This window comes from Neisseria gonorrhoeae (assembly GCF_003315235.1).
Classification (GTDB): domain Bacteria; phylum Pseudomonadota; class Gammaproteobacteria; order Burkholderiales; family Neisseriaceae; genus Neisseria; species Neisseria gonorrhoeae.
Window position 1 is genome coordinate 1 of the sequence record NZ_QNRU01000038.1, and the last position, 17,105, is coordinate 17,105.

The window sequence follows — 17,105 nt, forward strand, 5'->3', positions numbered from 1 at the left end:
CCGCGGCAACGGTATAGGCCCGCCCGTTGCGTTTCGGAATGCCGAAGACAACCGCTTTTCCTGCCGCGCCGCGACCGCGTCTGCCTTTACGCCGTACGCCGAAACAGCTTCCGCCCGGCCCGGCGGGGCCCCGAAAACCTCATCGGCAGCCAAGGCCAAACGATGGTTGGCAACCGTGCGGATTTTACGGTAAAACAGTGCCGCCGAATCGGGATGGATACCCAAAATATCGGCGGCAGAACGGGCGGTAACTTCCGGTACAAAAGAACGGAGCGGTTCTTTTTGTACTTCTTTCTTTAATTTGCAGTGTGTTATCTTCATATTTCGAGGGTAACATATCTGCTAATCTGGTACAGACCCTATTTTTTTGACTGCCCGGCGGCAGGTTTCGGTAAGGACGGCGGCAAATCGGGCTTCGTCTGCCGGTTTGCCGCCGAAAAAAATAAAATCGTAAAGGGTGATGCCGTTTTCGGAATGGCGGTAATGCCCGCCCGGGCATTCGCCGTCTGTCTGCCTGTGGATTTTGGCAATCAGGCGGGGATAGCGGCAATGGGTAATGAAACGGCTTGCGCCGTCTTGCCCGATAATCCATTCGGGGTAGCGGTTGAATAGTGCGGCTCTGTTCATTTTGTTGAGGGATAAAGCCCCTCGCGGGGCTTGTGGTCAGGCAAATTTGAATATCAGTGCCAACACGGCGGCGATGGCGGTAACCAGACCGGTGGCCGCCATCATGGGATACCAGCGGGACTCTTGGGCTATTTTTACGGATTCGGCGTTGATTTTGTGCGCGTCGGCAATGATTTTGGCGATTTCGGCATCTATTTTTCTTAACTCGGTGCGTTTTGTTTCTTGTTCGATTATGTTTATTGGATTTCCTTTCGTTTTTGGCGGTTGCCGCCGCTTGTCGGATGGCAGGATGTCTGCCATGTATGTATGTTAATACCTTTTAGGTTTTATTGCAAGTGTTTTGGGCGGCGGCTTCGTATGCTTGGCGGTGGCGGCGGCCGTACCATTCGGCGAGTTCGCGCCGCTCTTGGAGGCGGTAGCTGTCGGCGGTCAGGTAGTGGTGCAGGCTTGAGAAGCCGGCGCGTTGGAGGGCGGCGCGGCTGATGTGGCCAAGGGCGAGGTCTGTTGTGAGGGTGTCTTTTCCGGCGGTCAGGCTGATGTTGGTGAAGAGGTCGCGGAATCCGTGCATGGTGTGTTTGGATTTGCCGGGGTGCTGCCGTCATAGCCCAGTCGTCGGATGGCGTTGTGGGCGAATTTGATGCTGATGTGGTCGGGATGGGGGGGCGGGTTTGCGCCGTGGGCGGATGCCTGGGAAAAGGTGGATGTTGTCGCCGGTCTGTGTGTGCAGCTCTCGGAGTATTTCTACTGCCCAGTCCGACAGTGGGACGGTAAAGGGGTGTTTGGTCTTCATGTCGGCGGCGGGGATGTGCCATAACCGGGCGGTGAGGTCGATGTCTTGCCAGCGGGCGGAAAGCAGTGCGGACGGACGGGGGACGGTCAGGGCGGCAAGCAGCAGCAGGGGGCGGGCGTACGGGTGCAGGTCGTGGGCGGTTTGGAGGGTGCGGTAAAAGTCGGGCAACTCGTCGGGGCGGATGTGGGGCTGGGGTTTGGGTTTGCTTGTGTTTAGCAGTGGGCGGGCGGTGGTTGCGGGGTTGCGCCGTTCGTCGGTAATGATGCCGCGCTGGACGGCATAGTCCCATATTTGGGCGAGGATTTGGACGGTGCGCCGGGCGCAGGCGGGGATGTTGATGCGGTTGAGGTGTTCGATAAATTTTGATACGCCGGCGGTGGTGATGTCGTTGATGTCGGTGTTGTCTTTGTAGTAGTCGGTCAGGTAGGCGAGTGAACGGCGGTCGCCTTCCAGTGTGTTGTCGGCGCGTTGCCCTTGACGGCTGCCGTACCACGCGCGGGCGATTTCGGGAAGGCTGCGCCCGCTGCCGGGACGGGTGCGGTGGTGTTCGGCGACGGGGTCGATGCCGGCGGCGGTCTGCGCCCGGGCGGCGCGGGCAAGTTCGCGGGCCTGCTTGAGGCTGACGGCGGGATATACGCCCAAGGCTAGGGTTTTTTCGCATCCGCCGTGCCGGTAGCGCATCCGCCAGTATTTGCTGCCGTTGGGGTGCAGCAGCAGATATAAGCCGCCGCCGTCGGCCAGCTTGCTTTGTTTGCCGTCTGCCTTGGCTGCTTCTATTTGTTTTTGGGTCAGTTTGTTGTGTGCCGCCATTTTGTTTGCCTTTGCCTTTGGGTTTGGTTGGGGTGCTTCTGTGTTCGGGCTTGTGTTTTGTACCCTAATTTGTACCCGCTTTTTTGTGTTGCTTGCTGTGAGTGGCAGTATAGGCGTGAGGTCTGTTTTTGCAAATTGGTTTTTGTATATCGCTGTTTTTTATTTTGTTTTGTGTGTGGGCGTGGGTAGGGGTTGGGAGCGTTCGTTTTTAGAAGCCGTTTTCCATCATGATTTGACCGGGAATGCGGTTGCGGTGCATGGCGTAACCCATATCGAGCAGCGTTTGGAAAGTGTCTTTGACCATTTCCGGGTTACCGCAAATCATAAACCGTGTGGATTCCGGGGTGAGCTTGGTATGCAGCGCCTGTTCGATGCTGTTGTTTTTTAAGAGTTCCGGAATGCGTTTTCCGCTTAAGCCCGAGGGGTTGGCGGCACGGGTGGTAACAGGGACGAAACGGAACGAGTGTCCGTATTCGCCTACCAGGGGATGTTCGGACAATGCGGCCAGCCGGTCGTTGAAAATCAATTCTTCGGGAAAAGATACGGAATGTATCAGGTTGACGGTATCGAAACGCTGCCGGATTTCGGGTTGTTCGAGAATGGAAAGGAAGGGGGCGATGCCCGAGCCGGTACAGAGCATCACCAAATCCTTGCCGTCGGGGAAGCGTTCGGGCAGGAGAAAGCCAGTGGCATTTTTATCGAGCAGGATGGTGTCGCCCTGTTGCATTTTGGCGAAAAGGGCCGACATGGGGCCGTCTTGGATGAGTACGGCAAAATATTCGAGCGTGTCGGCATATTCTGCGGAAACGACGGAATAGGCACGCCAAATAAAGCCTTTACCTTCGTAGAAACCGAGTCGGGAGAACTGTCCGGCTTTAAAACGGTAGGATTCGGGACGGCTGATGGCGAAAGTGATGAGTTTCGGCGTGTGGTGTTTGACCCACAAAATCTTTTCTTCGGTGAATTTTGCTTCGGGCGAGGCTGCCATGTTGTTGTCCTTGAGTGTGTTTGTCGGGATTATAGCCAATTTGGGTGTTTTTTTCTGCCTTACTCTGCTGGATTTTATGAAAAAGTTAGGCTTAACCGTTTTTATCATCATACTTTTTCAAATACTACTAAAAAATGCATTACCGACTAGGCGGTAATGAGTATGGACAGTTTTACAAAAGTTTCGGCCTACAGTTTATAGGTTTATAATAATAAAAATATCTATCAAAAGAATGTAATTTTTCTTTTTTAAAAGTTGCATCTTGCCATTCTTGTAATCACATTCGTAATATTAAACATTTTTCAAATATGAATCAAATAGATATTGAGGTAAAACTTTCCCTTTCCTATCTAGTTCTATTAATTCCTCAAAAACTATCTTACCTTTATCATAAAAAACAATTTTTTGGAAATCTGAATTGATTATATACAGTTTTACATGATCCCAGTTAAAGTTCGTTATATCACTAATTAAGAATTCTTTTTTATTATAATCAAAACTTATTTTGCTTATTACATTCTTTTCAAATATAAAGAAAATAACAATAGTGATTAATAAAGAAAATATATAAATTATATTTTTATTCATCTTTTATCTTCTCCATTGTCTGGCTGAAATTTGTGCTCTGATTTGTTTTCTCCTCTGTTGAATTTTAAATCCGGTACTGGTATTATCTAAGTAAATCAATATATTTGATTGTATTTTGGTAATATTTTTCAGATAATTTTTTCTTACGATATCATAATTTCCATTACTGTTTCTTTCTGCTTGATAAAAACCATTATTTTTATCGAGTTTCAAAATTAATCCAGCCAACTCTTTTGTATTTAACCTGTTAGTATATTTGGATTTTGTCCGATGCCCGCAGTAAAATATCCCTTTTATCCTCGGCAGAGCCGATGTCTTTACGCAAAATCATCCACATCGATATGGACGCGTTCTACGCATCGGTAGAACTGCGCGAACAGCCGCATTTGAAAGGGCGGCCGGTGGTCGTCGCGTGGGAGGGCGCGCGTTCGGTGATTTGTGCCGCATCGTATGATGCACGGCAGTTCGGGCTGCATTCCGCGATGTCGGTGGCAACGGCGAAAAGGCTGTGTCCGCAAGCGGTGTATGTGCCGCCGCATTTCGATTTGTACCGTCAGGTTTCTGCGCAGATTCACGCCGTATTCAGACGTTATACCGATTTAATCGAACCCCTGTCGCCGGACGAAGCCTATCTTGACGTTACCCGTAATTTCAAAAATATCCCTTACGCCGGCGAAGTTGCCAAAGAAATCCGTGCCGCCATTTTTGCGGAAACGGGTTTGACCGCATCCGCAGGCATCGCGCCGAACAAATTTCTGGCGAAAATTGCTTCCGACTGGCGCAAGCCGAACGGGCAGTTTGTGTTGCCGCCGCACAAAGTTATGGCATTTTTGGAAACCCTGCCTTTGGGCAAAATCCCCGGAGCGGGCAAGGTAACGCTGAAAAAAATGCAGTCGCTGGGTATGCGGACGGCGGGCGATTTGCGCCGTTTCGAGCGCGGCGAGCTCTTAAACCATTTCGGACGCTACGGCTACCGCCTCTATGATTTGGCGCGCGGTACGGACGAACACCCCGTCAAAGCCGAACGCGAACGCCTCCAAATTTCCACAGAAATCACCCTGCCCGAAGACCTGCCGCTCGGGCAGGCTGCCGGACACCTGCCCCATCTTGCCGAAGACCTGTGGCGGCAAATCACGCGCAAAAACGTCGAAGCCCAAAGCGTAACGCTCAAGCTGAAGACCTACGATTTCCGCATCATCACGCGCACGCTGACTTATTCCTCCGTATTGCCCGACTGCGCAGCTCTGCTGCAGGCTGCGCAAATGTTGATGGCGCGCGTCCCGCCGCAGACGGAAGACGCGTTCCGCCTCATCGGTATCGGTGTCGGCAGGCTTGTACCGAAAAATCAGCAGCAGGATTTGTGGGCGTAAACCGCTTGACGCGCGCCGTTCAAAAAATATGCCGTCTGAACGTCTTTCAGACGGCATTGCGGCTCCGGTTTAATCCGCCGGGCCGCTTTTTTTTAGGTTGTCGATCCTTCCGATTATATCGGCAAGGTTACGTCTGCCTTCTTCTTTGCTGACAATCGGTTCGCCGCCTTTGCGCCCCAGGATTTTCAAATCTTCCTGCGGCATTTCGTCTATGAATCGGCTGGGTTCGGGGAATTGCCATATGCCTTGTTTTTTGCGTTTGACACAGTGGGTCAGCGTGAGTTGGCGTTTGGCACGGGTGATGCCGACGTACATCAGGCGGCGTTCTTCTTCGACGTTGCCTTCTTCGATGCTGTCGTTGTGCGGCAAAACACCTTCTTCGCAACCGACAAGGAAAACATACGGATACTCCAAACCTTTGGCGGCGTGCAGCGTGGATAGCGAGACGGCATCGGTTTCTTCTTCGTCTTTTCCTTCCAAAAGCGTCATCAAGGCGACGGTTTGGGCGAGTTCGATGACGTTTTTGCCGTCCCGTTCGCCTTTTCGTGCGAACCACGATACCAACTCGCCGACGTTGCGCCATTTGATTTCGCCGGCTTTGCCTTCTTCGTTTTGCATCAAATGGTTTTCATAGTCGATTTCTTCGAGCAGGCTGTTGATGAACTCGCCCGCTTCGTCGATTTCGGCTTTGGCGCGGTAGTTGCCGAACATATCCATAAAGGCTTGCAGGTGTTGGCGGTTGGTATTGTTCAGTGTGGCAAGGGCTTCTTCGTTTTGTGCGGCTTCATACAGGCTGCATTCGTGTTCGTGCGCGTAGGCGTTGAGTTTGCCCAGCGTTACATCGCCGATGCCGCGTTTTGGCGTGGTAACGGCGCGCAGAAAGGCGGGATCGTCGTTGGGGTTGGCAAGCAGCCGCACATAAGACAACACGTCTTTGATTTCGGCTTTGTCGAAAAAGCTTTGTCCGCCGGAGAGACGGTAGGGGATGCGCGCGCCGCGCAATGCTTCCTCGAAAATCCGTGCCTGATGCTTGCCGCGGTATAACACGGCAAAATCGGCGTATCGGGTTTTGTCGCCGCCGATGAGTTTTTGTTTGACGATTTGGCTGACGACCCAATCGGCTTCGTGCTGCTCGTTTTGGCAGGCAACGACTTTAACCGGCTCGCCTTCGCCCAATTGCGACCAAAGTTTTTTGGTAAACAGCTTGGGGTTGTTTTCGATGACTTTGTTGGCAATTTTGAGAATCCGCGCGGTGGAGCGGTAGTTTTGCTCCAGTTTGATGACCTTCATCTGCGGATAGTTTTCCTGCATTTTGCGCAGGTTTTCCATGTTCGCGCCGCGCCATGCGTAGATGGACTGGTCGTCGTCGCCGACGGCGGTAAACATCCCTTCCGCGCCTGTCAAGAGTTTCATCAGCGCAAATTGGCAGGTATTCGTATCTTGGCATTCGTCAACCAACAGATAACGCAGCCGCCGCTGCCATTTGTTGCGCACTTCACTGTTTTGCTGCAACAGCACGGCAGGCAGGCGGATTAAGTCGTCAAAATCTACTGCCTGATAGCTTTGCAGGGTTTCCTGATAACTTGCATACACGCGCGCGGTTTGTTGTTCCCACACATTAGAGGCCGTCTGAACGACATCTTCAGGCGTTTTTAAATCGTTTTTCCAAAGGGAAATCTGGTGCTGCGCCTTGAATACGGCTTCTTTTCCCGTGCCGCCTAAGAGTTCGCCGATGATTTTGGCGCTGTCGGTAGAGTCGAGAATGGAGAAGTTTTTTTTGTAACCGATATGGTTCGCCTCTTCGCGCAGAATCTTCATGCCCAAAGAATGGAACGTGCAAATCGTCAGCCCGCGCGTTTGCGGTTTGGGCAGCATTTTGGCGACGCGCTCCTGCATTTCCGCAGCGGCTTTGTTGGTAAAGGTAATCGCGGCGACGGTATGCGGCAGATAGCCGACATTGACAATCAAATGCTTGATTTTTTGCGTAATCACGCCGGTTTTGCCGCTGCCTGCGCCGGCAAGGACGAACAGGGGGCCGCCGAGGTAGCGGACGGCTTCGAGCTGTTGGGCATTGAGTTTCATCATGTTTTGATGCCGTCTGAAATCAGTCTGCGCCGCTTTCGAGGCAGTCGAGTGCCGCACGGAGGGCGGATACGCCGATTTGCCCCGGCGCGGAGTTTTGCGTTCCCGAACCGAACGTGATGCTTGAGCCGAACACCTGTCCGGCAAGCCGGCTGACCGCACCCGTCTGCCCCATCGACATCGTAATAACCGGTTTGGCGACAAGCCGTTTCGCTTCGAGCGTGGCGGAAAGCAAAGTCAGCACATCTTCCGAGCTTTGCGGCATCACCGCAATTTTGCAGATGTCCGCGCCGCAGTCCTCCATCTGTTTCAGACGGCATACGATTTCTTCTTGCGGCGGCGTGCGGTGAAACTCATGATTGCAGAGCAGGGCGGCGATGCCGTTTTTTTGAGCATTTGCCACGGCGCGGCGGACGGCGGTTTCGCCGGAAAACAGCTCGATATCGATAATGTCGGGCAGGCGGCTTTCGATCAGCGCGTCGAGCAGTTCAAAATAATAATCGTCCGAACACGGGAACGAGCCGCCTTCGCAATGCCGTCTGAACGTAAACAGCAGCGGTTTGTCGGGCAGCGCGTCGCGGACGGCCTGCGTGTGGCGCAATACTTCGCCGATGCTGCCCGCGCATTCCAAAAAGTCGGCGCGGAACTCGACGATATCGAAGGGCAGGTTTTTGATTTGGGACAGCACGGAGGATAAATCGGCGGCATCTCGGGCGACAAGCGGCACGGCGATTTTGGTGCGCCCGCTTCCGATAACGGTATTTTTGACGGTCAGGCTGGTGTGCATGGCGGTTCAAGCGGCTGGCGGGAAAAGTAAGGGCACCATTATAGCAAAGGAGGGACAATGTTTCAGACGGCATTCGGTCTGAAGCGGATGGTAGCCCCCGAAAGGCAAACATGCGATAATGACCGACCGATTCATATTCCGCGCCGCAGCCCGTGTTGCGCCGCAGCCCACATACCGCATTTGTTCCGGAGTAACCCCCATGTCAGACGACAAAAGCAAAGCCCTTGCCGCCGCACTGGCGCAAATCGAAAAAAGTTTCGGCAAAGGCGCCATCATGAAAATGGACGGCAGCCAGCAGGAAGAAAACCTCGAAGTCATTTCCACCGGATCGCTCGGATTAGACCTCGCCCTCGGAGTCGGCGGCCTGCCGCGCGGGCGCATCGTCGAAATCTTCGGCCCCGAATCCTCCGGCAAAACCACACTCTGCCTCGAAGCCGTCGCCCAATGCCAGAAAAACGGCGGCGTGTGCGCCTTTGTCGATGCCGAACACGCCTTCGATCCCGTTTACGCCCGCAAACTCGGCGTAAAAGTCGAAGAGCTTTACCTGTCCCAGCCCGATACCGGCGAACAGGCTTTGGAAATCTGCGACACGCTCGTCCGTTCGGGCGGCATAGATATGGTAGTCGTCGATTCCGTAGCCGCACTCGTCCCCAAAGCCGAAATCGAAGGCGATATGGGGGACAGCCACGTCGGACTGCAGGCGCGCCTGATGAGTCAGGCTTTGCGCAAACTGACCGGACACATCAAAAAAACCAATACGCTGGTTGTGTTCATCAACCAAATCCGAATGAAGATCGGCGTAATGTTCGGCAGCCCCGAGACCACGACCGGCGGCAACGCGCTGAAATTCTATTCTTCCGTCCGCCTCGACATCCGCCGCACCGGATCCATCAAAAAAGGCGAAGAAGTATTGGGCAACGAAACCCGCGTCAAAGTCATCAAAAACAAAGTCGCCCCCCCGTTCCGTCAGGCAGAGTTTGACATCCTCTACGGAGAAGGCATCAGTTGGGAAGGCGAATTGATCGACATCGGCGTGAAAAACGACATCATCAACAAATCCGGCGCGTGGTACAGCTACAACGGCGCGAAAATCGGTCAGGGCAAAGACAACGTCCGCGTCTGGCTGAAAGAAAACCCCGAAATTTCCGACGAAATCGACGCAAAAATTCGCGCCCTCAACGGCGTAGAAATGCACATCACCGAAGGGACGCAGGACGAAACCGACGGCGAACGACCCGAAGAATAAAACCTGAAATCCCGATAAACGGTACTTCTGCTGCGAAGTACCGTTTTTTTTGAGCCGCCTCCGGACGGCTTGATTTGAGTTTTGGTATAGCGGATTAACAAAAATCAGGACAAGGCGGAGAGCCGCAGACAGTACAAATAGTACGGCAAGGCGAGGCAACGCCGTACTGGTTTAAATTTAATCCACTATAGTACGGAACCGATTCACTTGGTGCTTCAGCATCTTAGAGAATCGTTCTCTTTGATCTAAGGCGAGGCAACGCCGTACCGGTTTTTGTTAATCCACTATATTTTTACCCGACGGGGTGAAAAATACAGTTGCTACAGCCCGACCTACGCCCGCTTTGCCTCTATCCTGCGCCGACTTTACGGATGAAGCCTGCGCCCTTTTATGTGCAATACTTTGCACTTGCTGAACAAAATTCAAACGACCCTTTATATCAAATGCAAAAAATATGCCGTCATTCCCGCGAAGGCGGGAATCCAGACCTGTCGGCACGGAAATTTATCGAGTAAAACGGTTTTTCAGATTCTACGTTCTAGATTCCCGCCTGCGCGGGAATGACGGCGGCGGGGGTTTCTGTTTTTTTCCGATAGATTCCTGTGGTTTTTCGGTTACCGGATTCCCGCGTTCGCGGGAATGACGGTCGGGGTCAGCGGAAGAAGTCGCCCACGCCGGGGGGCAGATCTTGGGTGAATGCGCCCATTGTTTTGTTTGCGGTTTCTTCGGCTTTGCCCCGGGCGGATTTGAGGGCGGCGAGGATGAGGTCTTCGAGCATTTCTTTGTCATCGGCGGCTTCTTGAATCAAATCGGGGCTGATGTCGATTTTGCGTACTTCGTGCGCGCAGGTCATTGTGATTTTGACCAAGCCGTTGCCTGCTTCGCCTTCGATTTCGGTTTCGGCAAGTTTGGCTTGTGCCTTTTTCATGTTTTCCTGCATTTGCTGCGCCTGTTTCATCAGACCGCCTAATCCGGCTTTTCCGAACATACTGAATACTCCTGTTTGTGTTTGAATGAATGAGGGAAGCGGCAATGCCGTCCGAAGGGTTCGGGCGGCATTATATCTGTTTATGGCCGGTTTGCCGCCAATTCCAGTGATTCGGGCTGCCATTGCGCGCCGAATGCTTGGAGGATTTTTTGTGCGGCGGGGTCGGCTTCGAGCAATGCTTGTGCTTTTTGCCTGTCTTCGGCTTGGACACGCTTGTCCTGCATCGCGGGGGTTTCCCGGCCGGCTTCGTCGCGCCAGTCTTCGGTTTGCAGGGTGAGTTGCAGCCCGTAGGCTTGGGCGAGGGTGTCGCGGATTTTGTCGAGCCGCTTTTTGTCGGCGGTGGCGCGGGCTTCGGCGGTCATTGCCAAAACCATCAGTCCGGTGTCGGAACGGTATTCCGTCCACGCGGAGTGTTGCGCCGGCATTTGCGCCGCGCCGAGTTTGCGGGCGAAGTGCCGGACGATGGCTGCCCAGTTTTCGGTGGAAAATTCGGGCGGCGGGGCGGACGGCGTGTTGTTTCCGCCGATGCCGCCCGCTTCTGCTTCTTCGTCCGTCCCTCCGCCTGCGGTATCGGCAGGGAGGACATTTGCCCAATCGGGCGGCGGGATTTCCACGCCGTCTTCCGGGGGGCAGTCATTATCCGGAAAACCGTAGAAAGGTTCTGCAGGGGCTTCGTGTGCAAATGTTTCCGTTTCAACGGCTTCATCATTCGGTGTTGCCTGAATGGGGTTTTCAGACGGCACTTCGGACAAGGAAGCCTCGGTTTCGTTGTCGGCTGCCTTGTTCTTGGAAACTTGGTTTTCGGGCGGCGTTTCGGCTTCGGATGCCGTCTGAATGCTTTTTGCCGACGTTCGCGCCGTGCCGGCTGCGGTTTCGGTTTTGTCCGGCGCGTCTTCCCAAGGCGGAACATCGTTGTTTTCTTGATGGGAAACGGGGCCGGCAGTTTTGCCTTCAGACGGCATTGCTGCTGCGGATGCCGTCTGAACGGGCGTTTGGGCGGCATCCGCTTCAGGGCGCGGTTGTGGCTTTTTTGCGGCGGTTTCCTTTTCGGCGGTTTGTGCCGACGGGGATTGAAGTTCGGTATTTTCAATCACGGCGTTTGCATCACACGAAGCCGCCGCCAAGGGGGCGAACGCCAGCATACGCAGCAGGGTCATCATAAAGCCGGCGTATTCGTCGGGGGCGAGGCCCAGGTCGCGTTTGCCGTGGACGGCGATTTGGTAGTAAAGCTGGATTTGTTCGCCGCTTATGGTTTGGGCGAGGCGGTGCAAAATATCGGAATCGGGGTCGTCGTGCGCCAAGGCGGAGGGGACTGCCTGTATCAGGGCGAGTTGTTGCAGCAGTATGGCCAGTTCGCCCAAGGCGTTGTCAAAGCCGACGGCACACGCCGCCATTTCCTGCGCTTTTGCCAGCAGGGCTTCGCCGTCTTGGTTGACGATGCCTGTCAGCAGTTCGTAAAGGTATTGTTTGTCAACCGCGCCGATCATTTGGCGGACATCGTTTTCGGCAACTTTGCCCGAACCTAGGGCGATGGCTTGGTCGAGCAGGCTTAAGGCATCGCGCATCGATCCGGCGGCGGCACGTCCCAAAAGTTGCAGGGCGGGGGGGTCGTAGGCGATTTTTTCGCTGTCGAGGACGTGGGCAAGGTGGTCGGCAACCTGTTGCGCGGTCATATTGCGTAAGACGAATTGCAGGCAGCGGCTTAATACGGTAACGGGGACTTTGTGCGGATCGGTGGTGGCGAGGATGAATTTGACGTGTTCGGGCGGCTCTTCCAGCGTTTTGAGCATGGCGTTGAACGCGCTTTTGGAAAGCATATGCACTTCGTCGATGATATAGACTTTGTATTTGCCGGCGGTCGGCGCGTATTGGGCGTTTTCCAAGACTTCGCGGATGTTGTCGATGCCTGTGTTGGAGGCGGCGTCGATTTCGAGCAGGTCGACATAGCGTCCGGCATCGATTTGGGTGCAGCTTTGGCACACGCCGCAAAGTTCGCCGTGTTGCGCATTTTCGCAGTTGAGGCTTTTGGCAAGGATGCGGGCGATGGTGGTTTTGCCCACGCCGCGCGTCCCGGTCAGCAGGTAGGCGTGGTGCAGCCTGCCTTCGTCCAAGGCATTTTGCAGGGCTTTGACGACGTGTTCCTGACCGACTAAGTCGGAAAAGGTTTTGGGCCGCCATTTTCGGGCGAGAACTTGATAGGCCATGTTTTTCTCTTGGTTTCGGTCGTGATGTTTCTGTCGGTGCGTCGGAATGCCGTCTGAACGGCGGCTTCGGGCGGCGTATTCTAGCATTTTCGGCTTACTGTCCGCGCAAGAACAGTGTGTCCAATTCTTTCAAAGTCAGTTTGACCCACGTCGGCCTGCCGTGGTTGCACTGGTTGCTGCGCGGCGTATTTTCCATATCGCGCAGCAGCGCGTTCATTTCGGGCAGGGTGAGCCTGCGGCCGGCGCGGATTGAGCCGTGGCAGGACATTGTGGCGAGGATGCGGTTTTCGTGTGATGCGATGGTTTGGCTGCTGCCGACTTGGGCGAGTTCGCCCAATACGTCGCGTGCGAGGGAGACGACATCGGATTTGCCCAACATTACGGGCGCGGCGCGGACGGCGAGGGTGTTGCCGCCCATGTCGGACAGTTCCAGGCCGAAGCCTGCCAGCGTTTCGGCATGATCGGCGAGGGCGGCGCATTCTTCGTGGGACGCGGCAAAGGTTACGGGAATAAGCAGGTGCTGGCTTTGCAGGTTGCCGTTTTCCTGACGTTGGCGTTTCATTTTCTCGTAGTTGACGCGTTCGGCAGCGGCGTGCATATCGATGAGCAACAGGCTGTCTTCGGCTTGGGCAAGAATGTAGATGCCAAGTAATTGGGCAATGGCGAAACCGAGCGGCGGCAGTTCGGATTGGGACGGGATGCCGTCTGAAAGCGGCGTATCTGTTTTGTGAGCAGGCGTTTCAGACGGCATATTGCCGAAACGTGCCTGTTCGAATTGGCTCAACTCAAGGTCGATGTCGTCGGTTTTTTTGTAGAGTTCGGCATAGGTGTCCATTGCCGCGCGGCTTTCGCGCAGGGACAGGCTGTGTTGTTGCGGCGCACGCGCGGCCTGGTAAGGCATGGGCGCGGTTTTACCTGATGAACCAAAGGCATTGCGTGTATCGGGTTTGTTGCCTGTCGGGTGGTTGGATGCGCTATCAAACAGATTTTCGCTGTCGTTTTCAGACGGCATTGGGGCAGGCGTAACGCCGGTAATGTCATGCAACACTTCGCCTGCGTTGCTGACGCTTTCGGTCAGGTTGGCGCGTGTGTCGGCAAGGGCTTTGTTGAGCGTGTGGAACACGAGTTGGTGTACTTGCCGGCTGTCGCGGAAGCGGATTTCGGTTTTGGTCGGGTGGACGTTGACATCCACGGCTTTGGGCGGCAGCTCGAGGAAAAGGACGAAAGCAGGGGTGAGGGCGTTGTGCAATACGTCGCGGTATGCCTGCTTGACGGCATGGAGCATGACTTTGTCGCGGACAAAACGATGGTTGACGAAGCAATATTGTTTATCGGTTTTGCCTTTGGCGAAAGTCGGCTTGGCAATCGCGCCATAGAGCCGCAGCGCGCTATTGCCGCTGTCAATTTCCAAAGATGCCGTCTGAAAATCATCGCCGACAATGGCGGCGATACGTTCATGCAGGCTTTGGGCAGGAAGTTTGAACACTTGTTTGCCGTCGCGTTTGAGTGAGAAGGCAATGTGCGGATGCGCCAGCGCGAGGCGTTCGAGCATGGTGGCGCAGTGAGCGTATTCGGTGTTTTCGGATTTGAGGAACTTGCGCCGCGCGGGGGTGTTGAAGAAGAGTTCGGCGGCTTCGATGGTGGTGCCGACGGGGTGGGCGGCGGCGGTGGGGCTGCTGAGTTTGCCGTCTTCGGCTTTGACTTGGGTCGCATGCGAACTGTCTTCTTGGCGGCTGGTCAGGGTCAGGCGGCTGACGGAGGCGATACTGGCCAAGCCTTCGCCGCGAAAGCCCATGCTGGCAACGTGTTCCAAATCGTTCAGGGTTTTGATTTTGCTGGTGGCGTGGCGGTGGAGCGCGAGTTCGATGTCGTCGGGGTGGATGCCGCCGCCGTTGTCGCCGACGCGGATGAGGCGGATGCCGCCGCCTTCCAGTTCCACATCAACCGCCGTTGCGCCCGCGTCTATGCTGTTTTCAACGATTTCTTTCAGGGCGTTGGCAGGGCGTTCGACCACTTCGCCGGCGGCAATTTGGTTGACGAGGTGGTCGGGCAGGGCGGCAATGCGTGGCATAAGGCGGTCTTCCGTTGCAAAAAACGCCTTATTCTATAATAAAACCCCTTATCTTTCTGCCCGTATTCTTGATAAAAGCCGTTTATCCCGTTTGGAAAATACCAGTATAATCACGCCGTATCCCGTAAAATTGGAGCGCAAAGATGTACCACTACCAATCCGAAGCCACACAATTCCTCAACCGCCTGATCGAAGAAAAACCTGAATTGGCGCAAGAACGTTTGAAAAATCGAGGGCTTTTGTGGGATGTCGAACTCAATCCCGAAGAGCAAAAAAACTTTGAATCGGCAAAAGTGGCGAAAAAACCTTATACCTATTACCAAGACTGAACCCGCCGAAATGACGACCCATCTGTCCAATGTCGCACCGGACCTGCAAAACTATTTGAATGCCATCGGCGAACCCGAACATCCCGTTTTGACGCGGCTGCGTGAGAAGGCCGGGCATCACCGTATGGGCAAAATGGCGATTGCGCGCGAACAGGCGGCGGTTTTGGTTTGGCTGGCAAAGCTGATTCGCGCGGAAAAATATCTGGAAATCGGCGTATTTACCGGATACAGCAGCACCGCGCTTGCATTGGCGCTGCCCGAACACGGGCGGATTACCGCCTGCGACATCAATGTAACCTTTACCGATACGGCGCGTCAGGTTTGGAACGAGGCCGGTGTGGCGCATAAAATCAGCCTGCACCTGCAACCTGCATTGCTGACATTGGATGATTTGATTGCACAGGGTGAAGCCGGAAGCTACGATTTGGCACTGATAGACGCAGACAAACCGCCCACGCCGCAATATTTCGAGCGTTGCCTCAAACTCGTCCGGCAAGGCGGCATCATCGCCATCGACAATATTTTGTTGAACGGAAGGGTGATGCGCGAAGCGGCTTTTGATGCGCCGCCCAGTGTCAAAATTCTCAAAGATTTCAATCAAAACCTGCCGAACGATACGCGGATTGTCCCCATCACCCTGCCCGTCGGCGACGGTTTGACCCTGCTTCTGAAAAAATAATGAAGACCAAATTACCGCTTTTTATCATTTGGCTGTCTGTGTCTGCCTCCTGTGCTTCCGTTTTACCCGTTCCGGAGGGCAGCGGAACCGAAATGCCGACACAGGAAAATGCTTCAGACGGCATTCCCTATCCCGTTCCCACTCTGCAAGACCGTTTGGACTATCTGGAAGGCAAAATCGTCCGGCTGTCGAACGAAGTGGAAATGTTAAACGGGAAAGTCAAAGCATTGGAGCATACGAAAATACACCCTTCCGGCAGGACATACGTCCAAAAACTCGACGACCGCAAATTGAAAGAGCATTACCTCAATACCGAAGGCGGCAGCGCATCCGCACATACCGTCGAAACCGCACAAAACCTCTACAATCAGGCACTCAAACACTATCAAAACGGCAGGTTTTCTGCCGCAGCCGCCTTGTTGAAGGGGGCGGACGGCGGAGACGGCGGCAGCATCGCGCAACGCAGTATGTACCTGTTGCTGCAAAGCAGGGCGCGTATGGGGAACTGTGAATCTGTCATCGAAATCGGAGGGCGTTACGCCAACCGTTTCAAAGACAGCCCAACCGCGCCCGAAGTCATATTCAAAATCGGCGAATGCCAATACAGGCTTCAGCAAAAAGACATTGCAAGGGCGACTTGGCGCAGCCTGATACAGACCTATCCCGGCAGCCCGGCGGCAAAACGCGCCGCCGCAGCCGTACGCAAACGATAGTTTTTCCATTTTTCCGCTTTTTACCCCATCCGCACCAAGAAGGATTTATGATACAAATCGGCATCATCATGGGCAGCAACAGCGATTGGCCCGTTATGCGGCAGGCAGCGCAGTTTCTTGAAGAGTTCGGCGTAGAATATGAGGCGCGCGTCGTTTCCGCACACCGCACTCCGGATTTGATGTTTGAATACGCCGAAACCGCACGGGCGCGCGGCATCAAAGCCATCATCGCGGGTGCGGGCGGCGCGGCGCATTTACCCGGCATGGTTGCCGCCAAGACCACCGTCCCCGTTTTGGGCGTACCCGTCCCAAGCAAATACCTGCGCGGCGAAGATTCGCTTTTATCGATTGTACAAATGCCCAAAGGCGTACCCGTCGCCACATTCGCCATCGGCGAGGCAGGCGCGGCAAATGCCGCATTGTTCGCCATCTCCATGCTCGCCAACGAAAACCCCGAACTGGCGCAAAAACTGGCAGACTTCCGAGCCAAACAGGAACAAACCGTTTTAAACATGGAATTGGAACAGATTTAAAACCCGCCGTCCGCGAATACACAAATGCCGTCTGAAGCCCTGTTTTCGGGGTTCAGATGGCATTTTGTTTGCATGAACCCATTGCCGGAAGAATTTCGCCCGCCCCTGTTTTGGGGTTTAACAATCTGTGCGGGTTTCAATTTTTGAAATATATAGTGGATTAAATTTAAATCAGGACAAGGCGACGAAGCCGCAGACAGTACAAATATAGTCAATTAAAATCAAAATAGGACAGTAGTGCATCGTCAAATCGGGCGTAATCAGACAAAACGGTTCGCAGATACCGCTTAATATTCGCCC

Annotated in this window: 17 protein-coding genes, 1 pseudogene and 1 other annotated feature; of the genes and pseudogenes, 6 read left to right on the plus strand and 12 right to left on the minus strand. The window is 54.2% G+C overall.

Annotated elements, in window-relative coordinates; translation table 11 throughout:
* From DFR77_RS11260 to DFR77_RS11295, 7 genes and pseudogenes are all read right to left on the minus strand, one after another.
* A pseudogene (locus tag DFR77_RS11260) lies at positions 1–337 on the minus strand (IS1595 family transposase); the annotation flags it as partial.
* Positions 338–342: 5 nt separating this feature from the next.
* Positions 343–627, minus strand: coding sequence for a hypothetical protein (locus DFR77_RS11265; RefSeq protein ID WP_003706224.1), 285 nt, complete (start codon positions 625–627; stop codon positions 343–345).
* Positions 628–663: 36 nt separating this feature from the next.
* Positions 664–927, minus strand: a complete 264-nt coding sequence (locus tag DFR77_RS11270) for a hypothetical protein (protein ID WP_003688704.1) — start codon at positions 925–927, stop codon at positions 664–666.
* 19 nt (positions 928–946) lie between these two features.
* Complete coding sequence (locus DFR77_RS14230; protein ID WP_003695320.1) at positions 947–1,195, minus strand: site-specific integrase; 249 nt, start codon at positions 1,193–1,195, stop codon at positions 947–949.
* Between the two features lie 30 nt (positions 1,196–1,225).
* Positions 1,226–2,227, minus strand: a complete 1,002-nt coding sequence (locus tag DFR77_RS11275; RefSeq protein ID WP_241532355.1) for a tyrosine-type recombinase/integrase — start codon at positions 2,225–2,227, stop codon at positions 1,226–1,228.
* A gap of 208 nt (positions 2,228–2,435) precedes the next feature.
* Entirely contained in the window at positions 2,436–3,215 is a 780-nt protein-coding gene (locus tag DFR77_RS11280) for a ferredoxin--NADP reductase (RefSeq protein ID WP_003688701.1), read from the minus strand.
* 591 nt (positions 3,216–3,806) lie between these two features.
* Entirely contained in the window at positions 3,807–4,016 is a 210-nt protein-coding gene (locus DFR77_RS11295) for a hypothetical protein (protein WP_003688699.1), read from the minus strand.
* A gap of 98 nt (positions 4,017–4,114) precedes the next feature.
* On the opposite strand from DFR77_RS11295, the gene dinB reads away from it, so the two are divergent.
* Complete coding sequence (gene dinB, locus DFR77_RS11300) at positions 4,115–5,173, plus strand: DNA polymerase IV (RefSeq protein ID WP_003688698.1); 1,059 nt, start codon at positions 4,115–4,117, stop codon at positions 5,171–5,173.
* Between the two features lie 69 nt (positions 5,174–5,242).
* On the opposite strand, the gene rep is transcribed toward dinB, so the two are convergent.
* Both rep and aroD read right to left on the minus strand, forming a co-directional pair.
* Entirely contained in the window at positions 5,243–7,258 is a 2,016-nt protein-coding gene (gene rep, locus DFR77_RS11305) for a DNA helicase Rep (protein WP_012503651.1), read from the minus strand.
* Between the two features lie 19 nt (positions 7,259–7,277).
* A complete protein-coding gene (gene aroD, locus DFR77_RS11310) occupies positions 7,278–8,042 on the minus strand; it encodes a type I 3-dehydroquinate dehydratase (RefSeq protein WP_003688696.1) in 765 nt (254 codons plus the stop codon).
* A gap of 199 nt (positions 8,043–8,241) precedes the next feature.
* On the opposite strand from aroD, the gene recA reads away from it, so the two are divergent.
* The gene (gene recA / locus DFR77_RS11315; protein WP_003688695.1) at positions 8,242–9,288 is read left to right on the plus strand and encodes a recombinase RecA; all 1,047 of its coding nucleotides are present in this window, start codon (positions 8,242–8,244) and stop codon (positions 9,286–9,288) included.
* Positions 9,289–9,940: 652 nt separating this feature from the next.
* On the opposite strand, the gene DFR77_RS11330 is transcribed toward recA, so the two are convergent.
* The 3 genes from DFR77_RS11330 to mutL all read right to left on the minus strand — a co-directional run bounded on the left by DFR77_RS11330 (position 9,941) and on the right by mutL (position 14,551).
* The gene (locus DFR77_RS11330) at positions 9,941–10,276 is read right to left on the minus strand and encodes a YbaB/EbfC family nucleoid-associated protein (protein WP_003688693.1); all 336 of its coding nucleotides are present in this window, start codon (positions 10,274–10,276) and stop codon (positions 9,941–9,943) included.
* Positions 10,277–10,356: 80 nt separating this feature from the next.
* The gene (gene dnaX / locus DFR77_RS11335) at positions 10,357–12,480 is read right to left on the minus strand and encodes a DNA polymerase III subunit gamma/tau (RefSeq protein ID WP_025456527.1); all 2,124 of its coding nucleotides are present in this window, start codon (positions 12,478–12,480) and stop codon (positions 10,357–10,359) included.
* Positions 11,252–11,291, minus strand: a sequence feature (This ribosomal frameshift element is known only in the genus Neisseria.). (Overlaps the previous gene by 40 nt.)
* Positions 12,481–12,574: 94 nt before the next feature.
* Positions 12,575–14,551, minus strand: coding sequence for a DNA mismatch repair endonuclease MutL (gene mutL, locus DFR77_RS11340; RefSeq protein ID WP_003688688.1), 1,977 nt, complete (start codon positions 14,549–14,551; stop codon positions 12,575–12,577).
* A 143-nt stretch (positions 14,552–14,694) separates the two neighbouring features.
* Between mutL and DFR77_RS11345 the strand changes: the two genes are divergently transcribed.
* Genes DFR77_RS11345 through purE form a run of 4 tightly spaced genes read left to right on the plus strand, consistent with a single transcriptional unit; the run spans position 14,695 to position 16,805 of the window.
* Entirely contained in the window at positions 14,695–14,880 is a 186-nt protein-coding gene (locus DFR77_RS11345) for a DUF3460 family protein (RefSeq protein ID WP_003688687.1), read from the plus strand.
* Positions 14,881–14,890: 10 nt separating this feature from the next.
* A complete protein-coding gene (locus DFR77_RS11350) occupies positions 14,891–15,559 on the plus strand; it encodes a class I SAM-dependent methyltransferase (RefSeq protein ID WP_003688686.1) in 669 nt (222 codons plus the stop codon).
* On the plus strand, positions 15,559–16,272 hold the full coding sequence (locus DFR77_RS11355) for a tetratricopeptide repeat protein (RefSeq protein ID WP_003693072.1): 714 nt from the start codon (positions 15,559–15,561) through the stop codon (positions 16,270–16,272). Before DFR77_RS11350 ends, DFR77_RS11355 begins: the two co-directional genes overlap by 1 nt.
* 47 nt (positions 16,273–16,319) lie before the next feature.
* Positions 16,320–16,805, plus strand: a complete 486-nt coding sequence (gene purE, locus DFR77_RS11360) for a 5-(carboxyamino)imidazole ribonucleotide mutase (RefSeq protein WP_003688684.1) — start codon at positions 16,320–16,322, stop codon at positions 16,803–16,805.
* Positions 16,806–17,105 lie beyond the last annotated feature (300 nt).

Bases quoted from the DNA above. Each gene is read 5' to 3' on its own strand.
- mutL (WP_003688688.1), bottom strand. From the start codon at position 14,551: ATGCCACGCATTGCCGCCCTGCCCGACCACCTCGTCAACCAAATTGCC.
- DFR77_RS11350 (WP_003688686.1), top strand. From the start codon at position 14,891: ATGACGACCCATCTGTCCAATGTCGCACCGGACCTGCAAAACTATTTG.
- aroD (WP_003688696.1), bottom strand. From the start codon at position 8,042: ATGCACACCAGCCTGACCGTCAAAAATACCGTTATCGGAAGCGGGCGC.
- dinB (WP_003688698.1), top strand. From the start codon at position 4,115: ATGTCTTTACGCAAAATCATCCACATCGATATGGACGCGTTCTACGCA.
- rep (WP_012503651.1), bottom strand. From the start codon at position 7,258: ATGATGAAACTCAATGCCCAACAGCTCGAAGCCGTCCGCTACCTCGGC.
- purE (WP_003688684.1), top strand. From the start codon at position 16,320: ATGATACAAATCGGCATCATCATGGGCAGCAACAGCGATTGGCCCGTT.
- DFR77_RS11275 (WP_241532355.1), bottom strand. From the start codon at position 2,227: ATGGCGGCACACAACAAACTGACCCAAAAACAAATAGAAGCAGCCAAG.
- DFR77_RS11330 (WP_003688693.1), bottom strand. From the start codon at position 10,276: ATGTTCGGAAAAGCCGGATTAGGCGGTCTGATGAAACAGGCGCAGCAA.
- DFR77_RS11355 (WP_003693072.1), top strand. From the start codon at position 15,559: ATGAAGACCAAATTACCGCTTTTTATCATTTGGCTGTCTGTGTCTGCC.
- dnaX (WP_025456527.1), bottom strand. From the start codon at position 12,480: ATGGCCTATCAAGTTCTCGCCCGAAAATGGCGGCCCAAAACCTTTTCC.
- DFR77_RS11345 (WP_003688687.1), top strand. From the start codon at position 14,695: ATGTACCACTACCAATCCGAAGCCACACAATTCCTCAACCGCCTGATC.
- DFR77_RS11265 (WP_003706224.1), bottom strand. From the start codon at position 627: ATGAACAGAGCCGCACTATTCAACCGCTACCCCGAATGGATTATCGGG.
- DFR77_RS11270 (WP_003688704.1), bottom strand. From the start codon at position 927: ATGGCAGACATCCTGCCATCCGACAAGCGGCGGCAACCGCCAAAAACG.
- DFR77_RS11280 (WP_003688701.1), bottom strand. From the start codon at position 3,215: ATGGCAGCCTCGCCCGAAGCAAAATTCACCGAAGAAAAGATTTTGTGG.
- recA (WP_003688695.1), top strand. From the start codon at position 8,242: ATGTCAGACGACAAAAGCAAAGCCCTTGCCGCCGCACTGGCGCAAATC.
- DFR77_RS14230 (WP_003695320.1), bottom strand. From the start codon at position 1,195: ATGCACGGATTCCGCGACCTCTTCACCAACATCAGCCTGACCGCCGGA.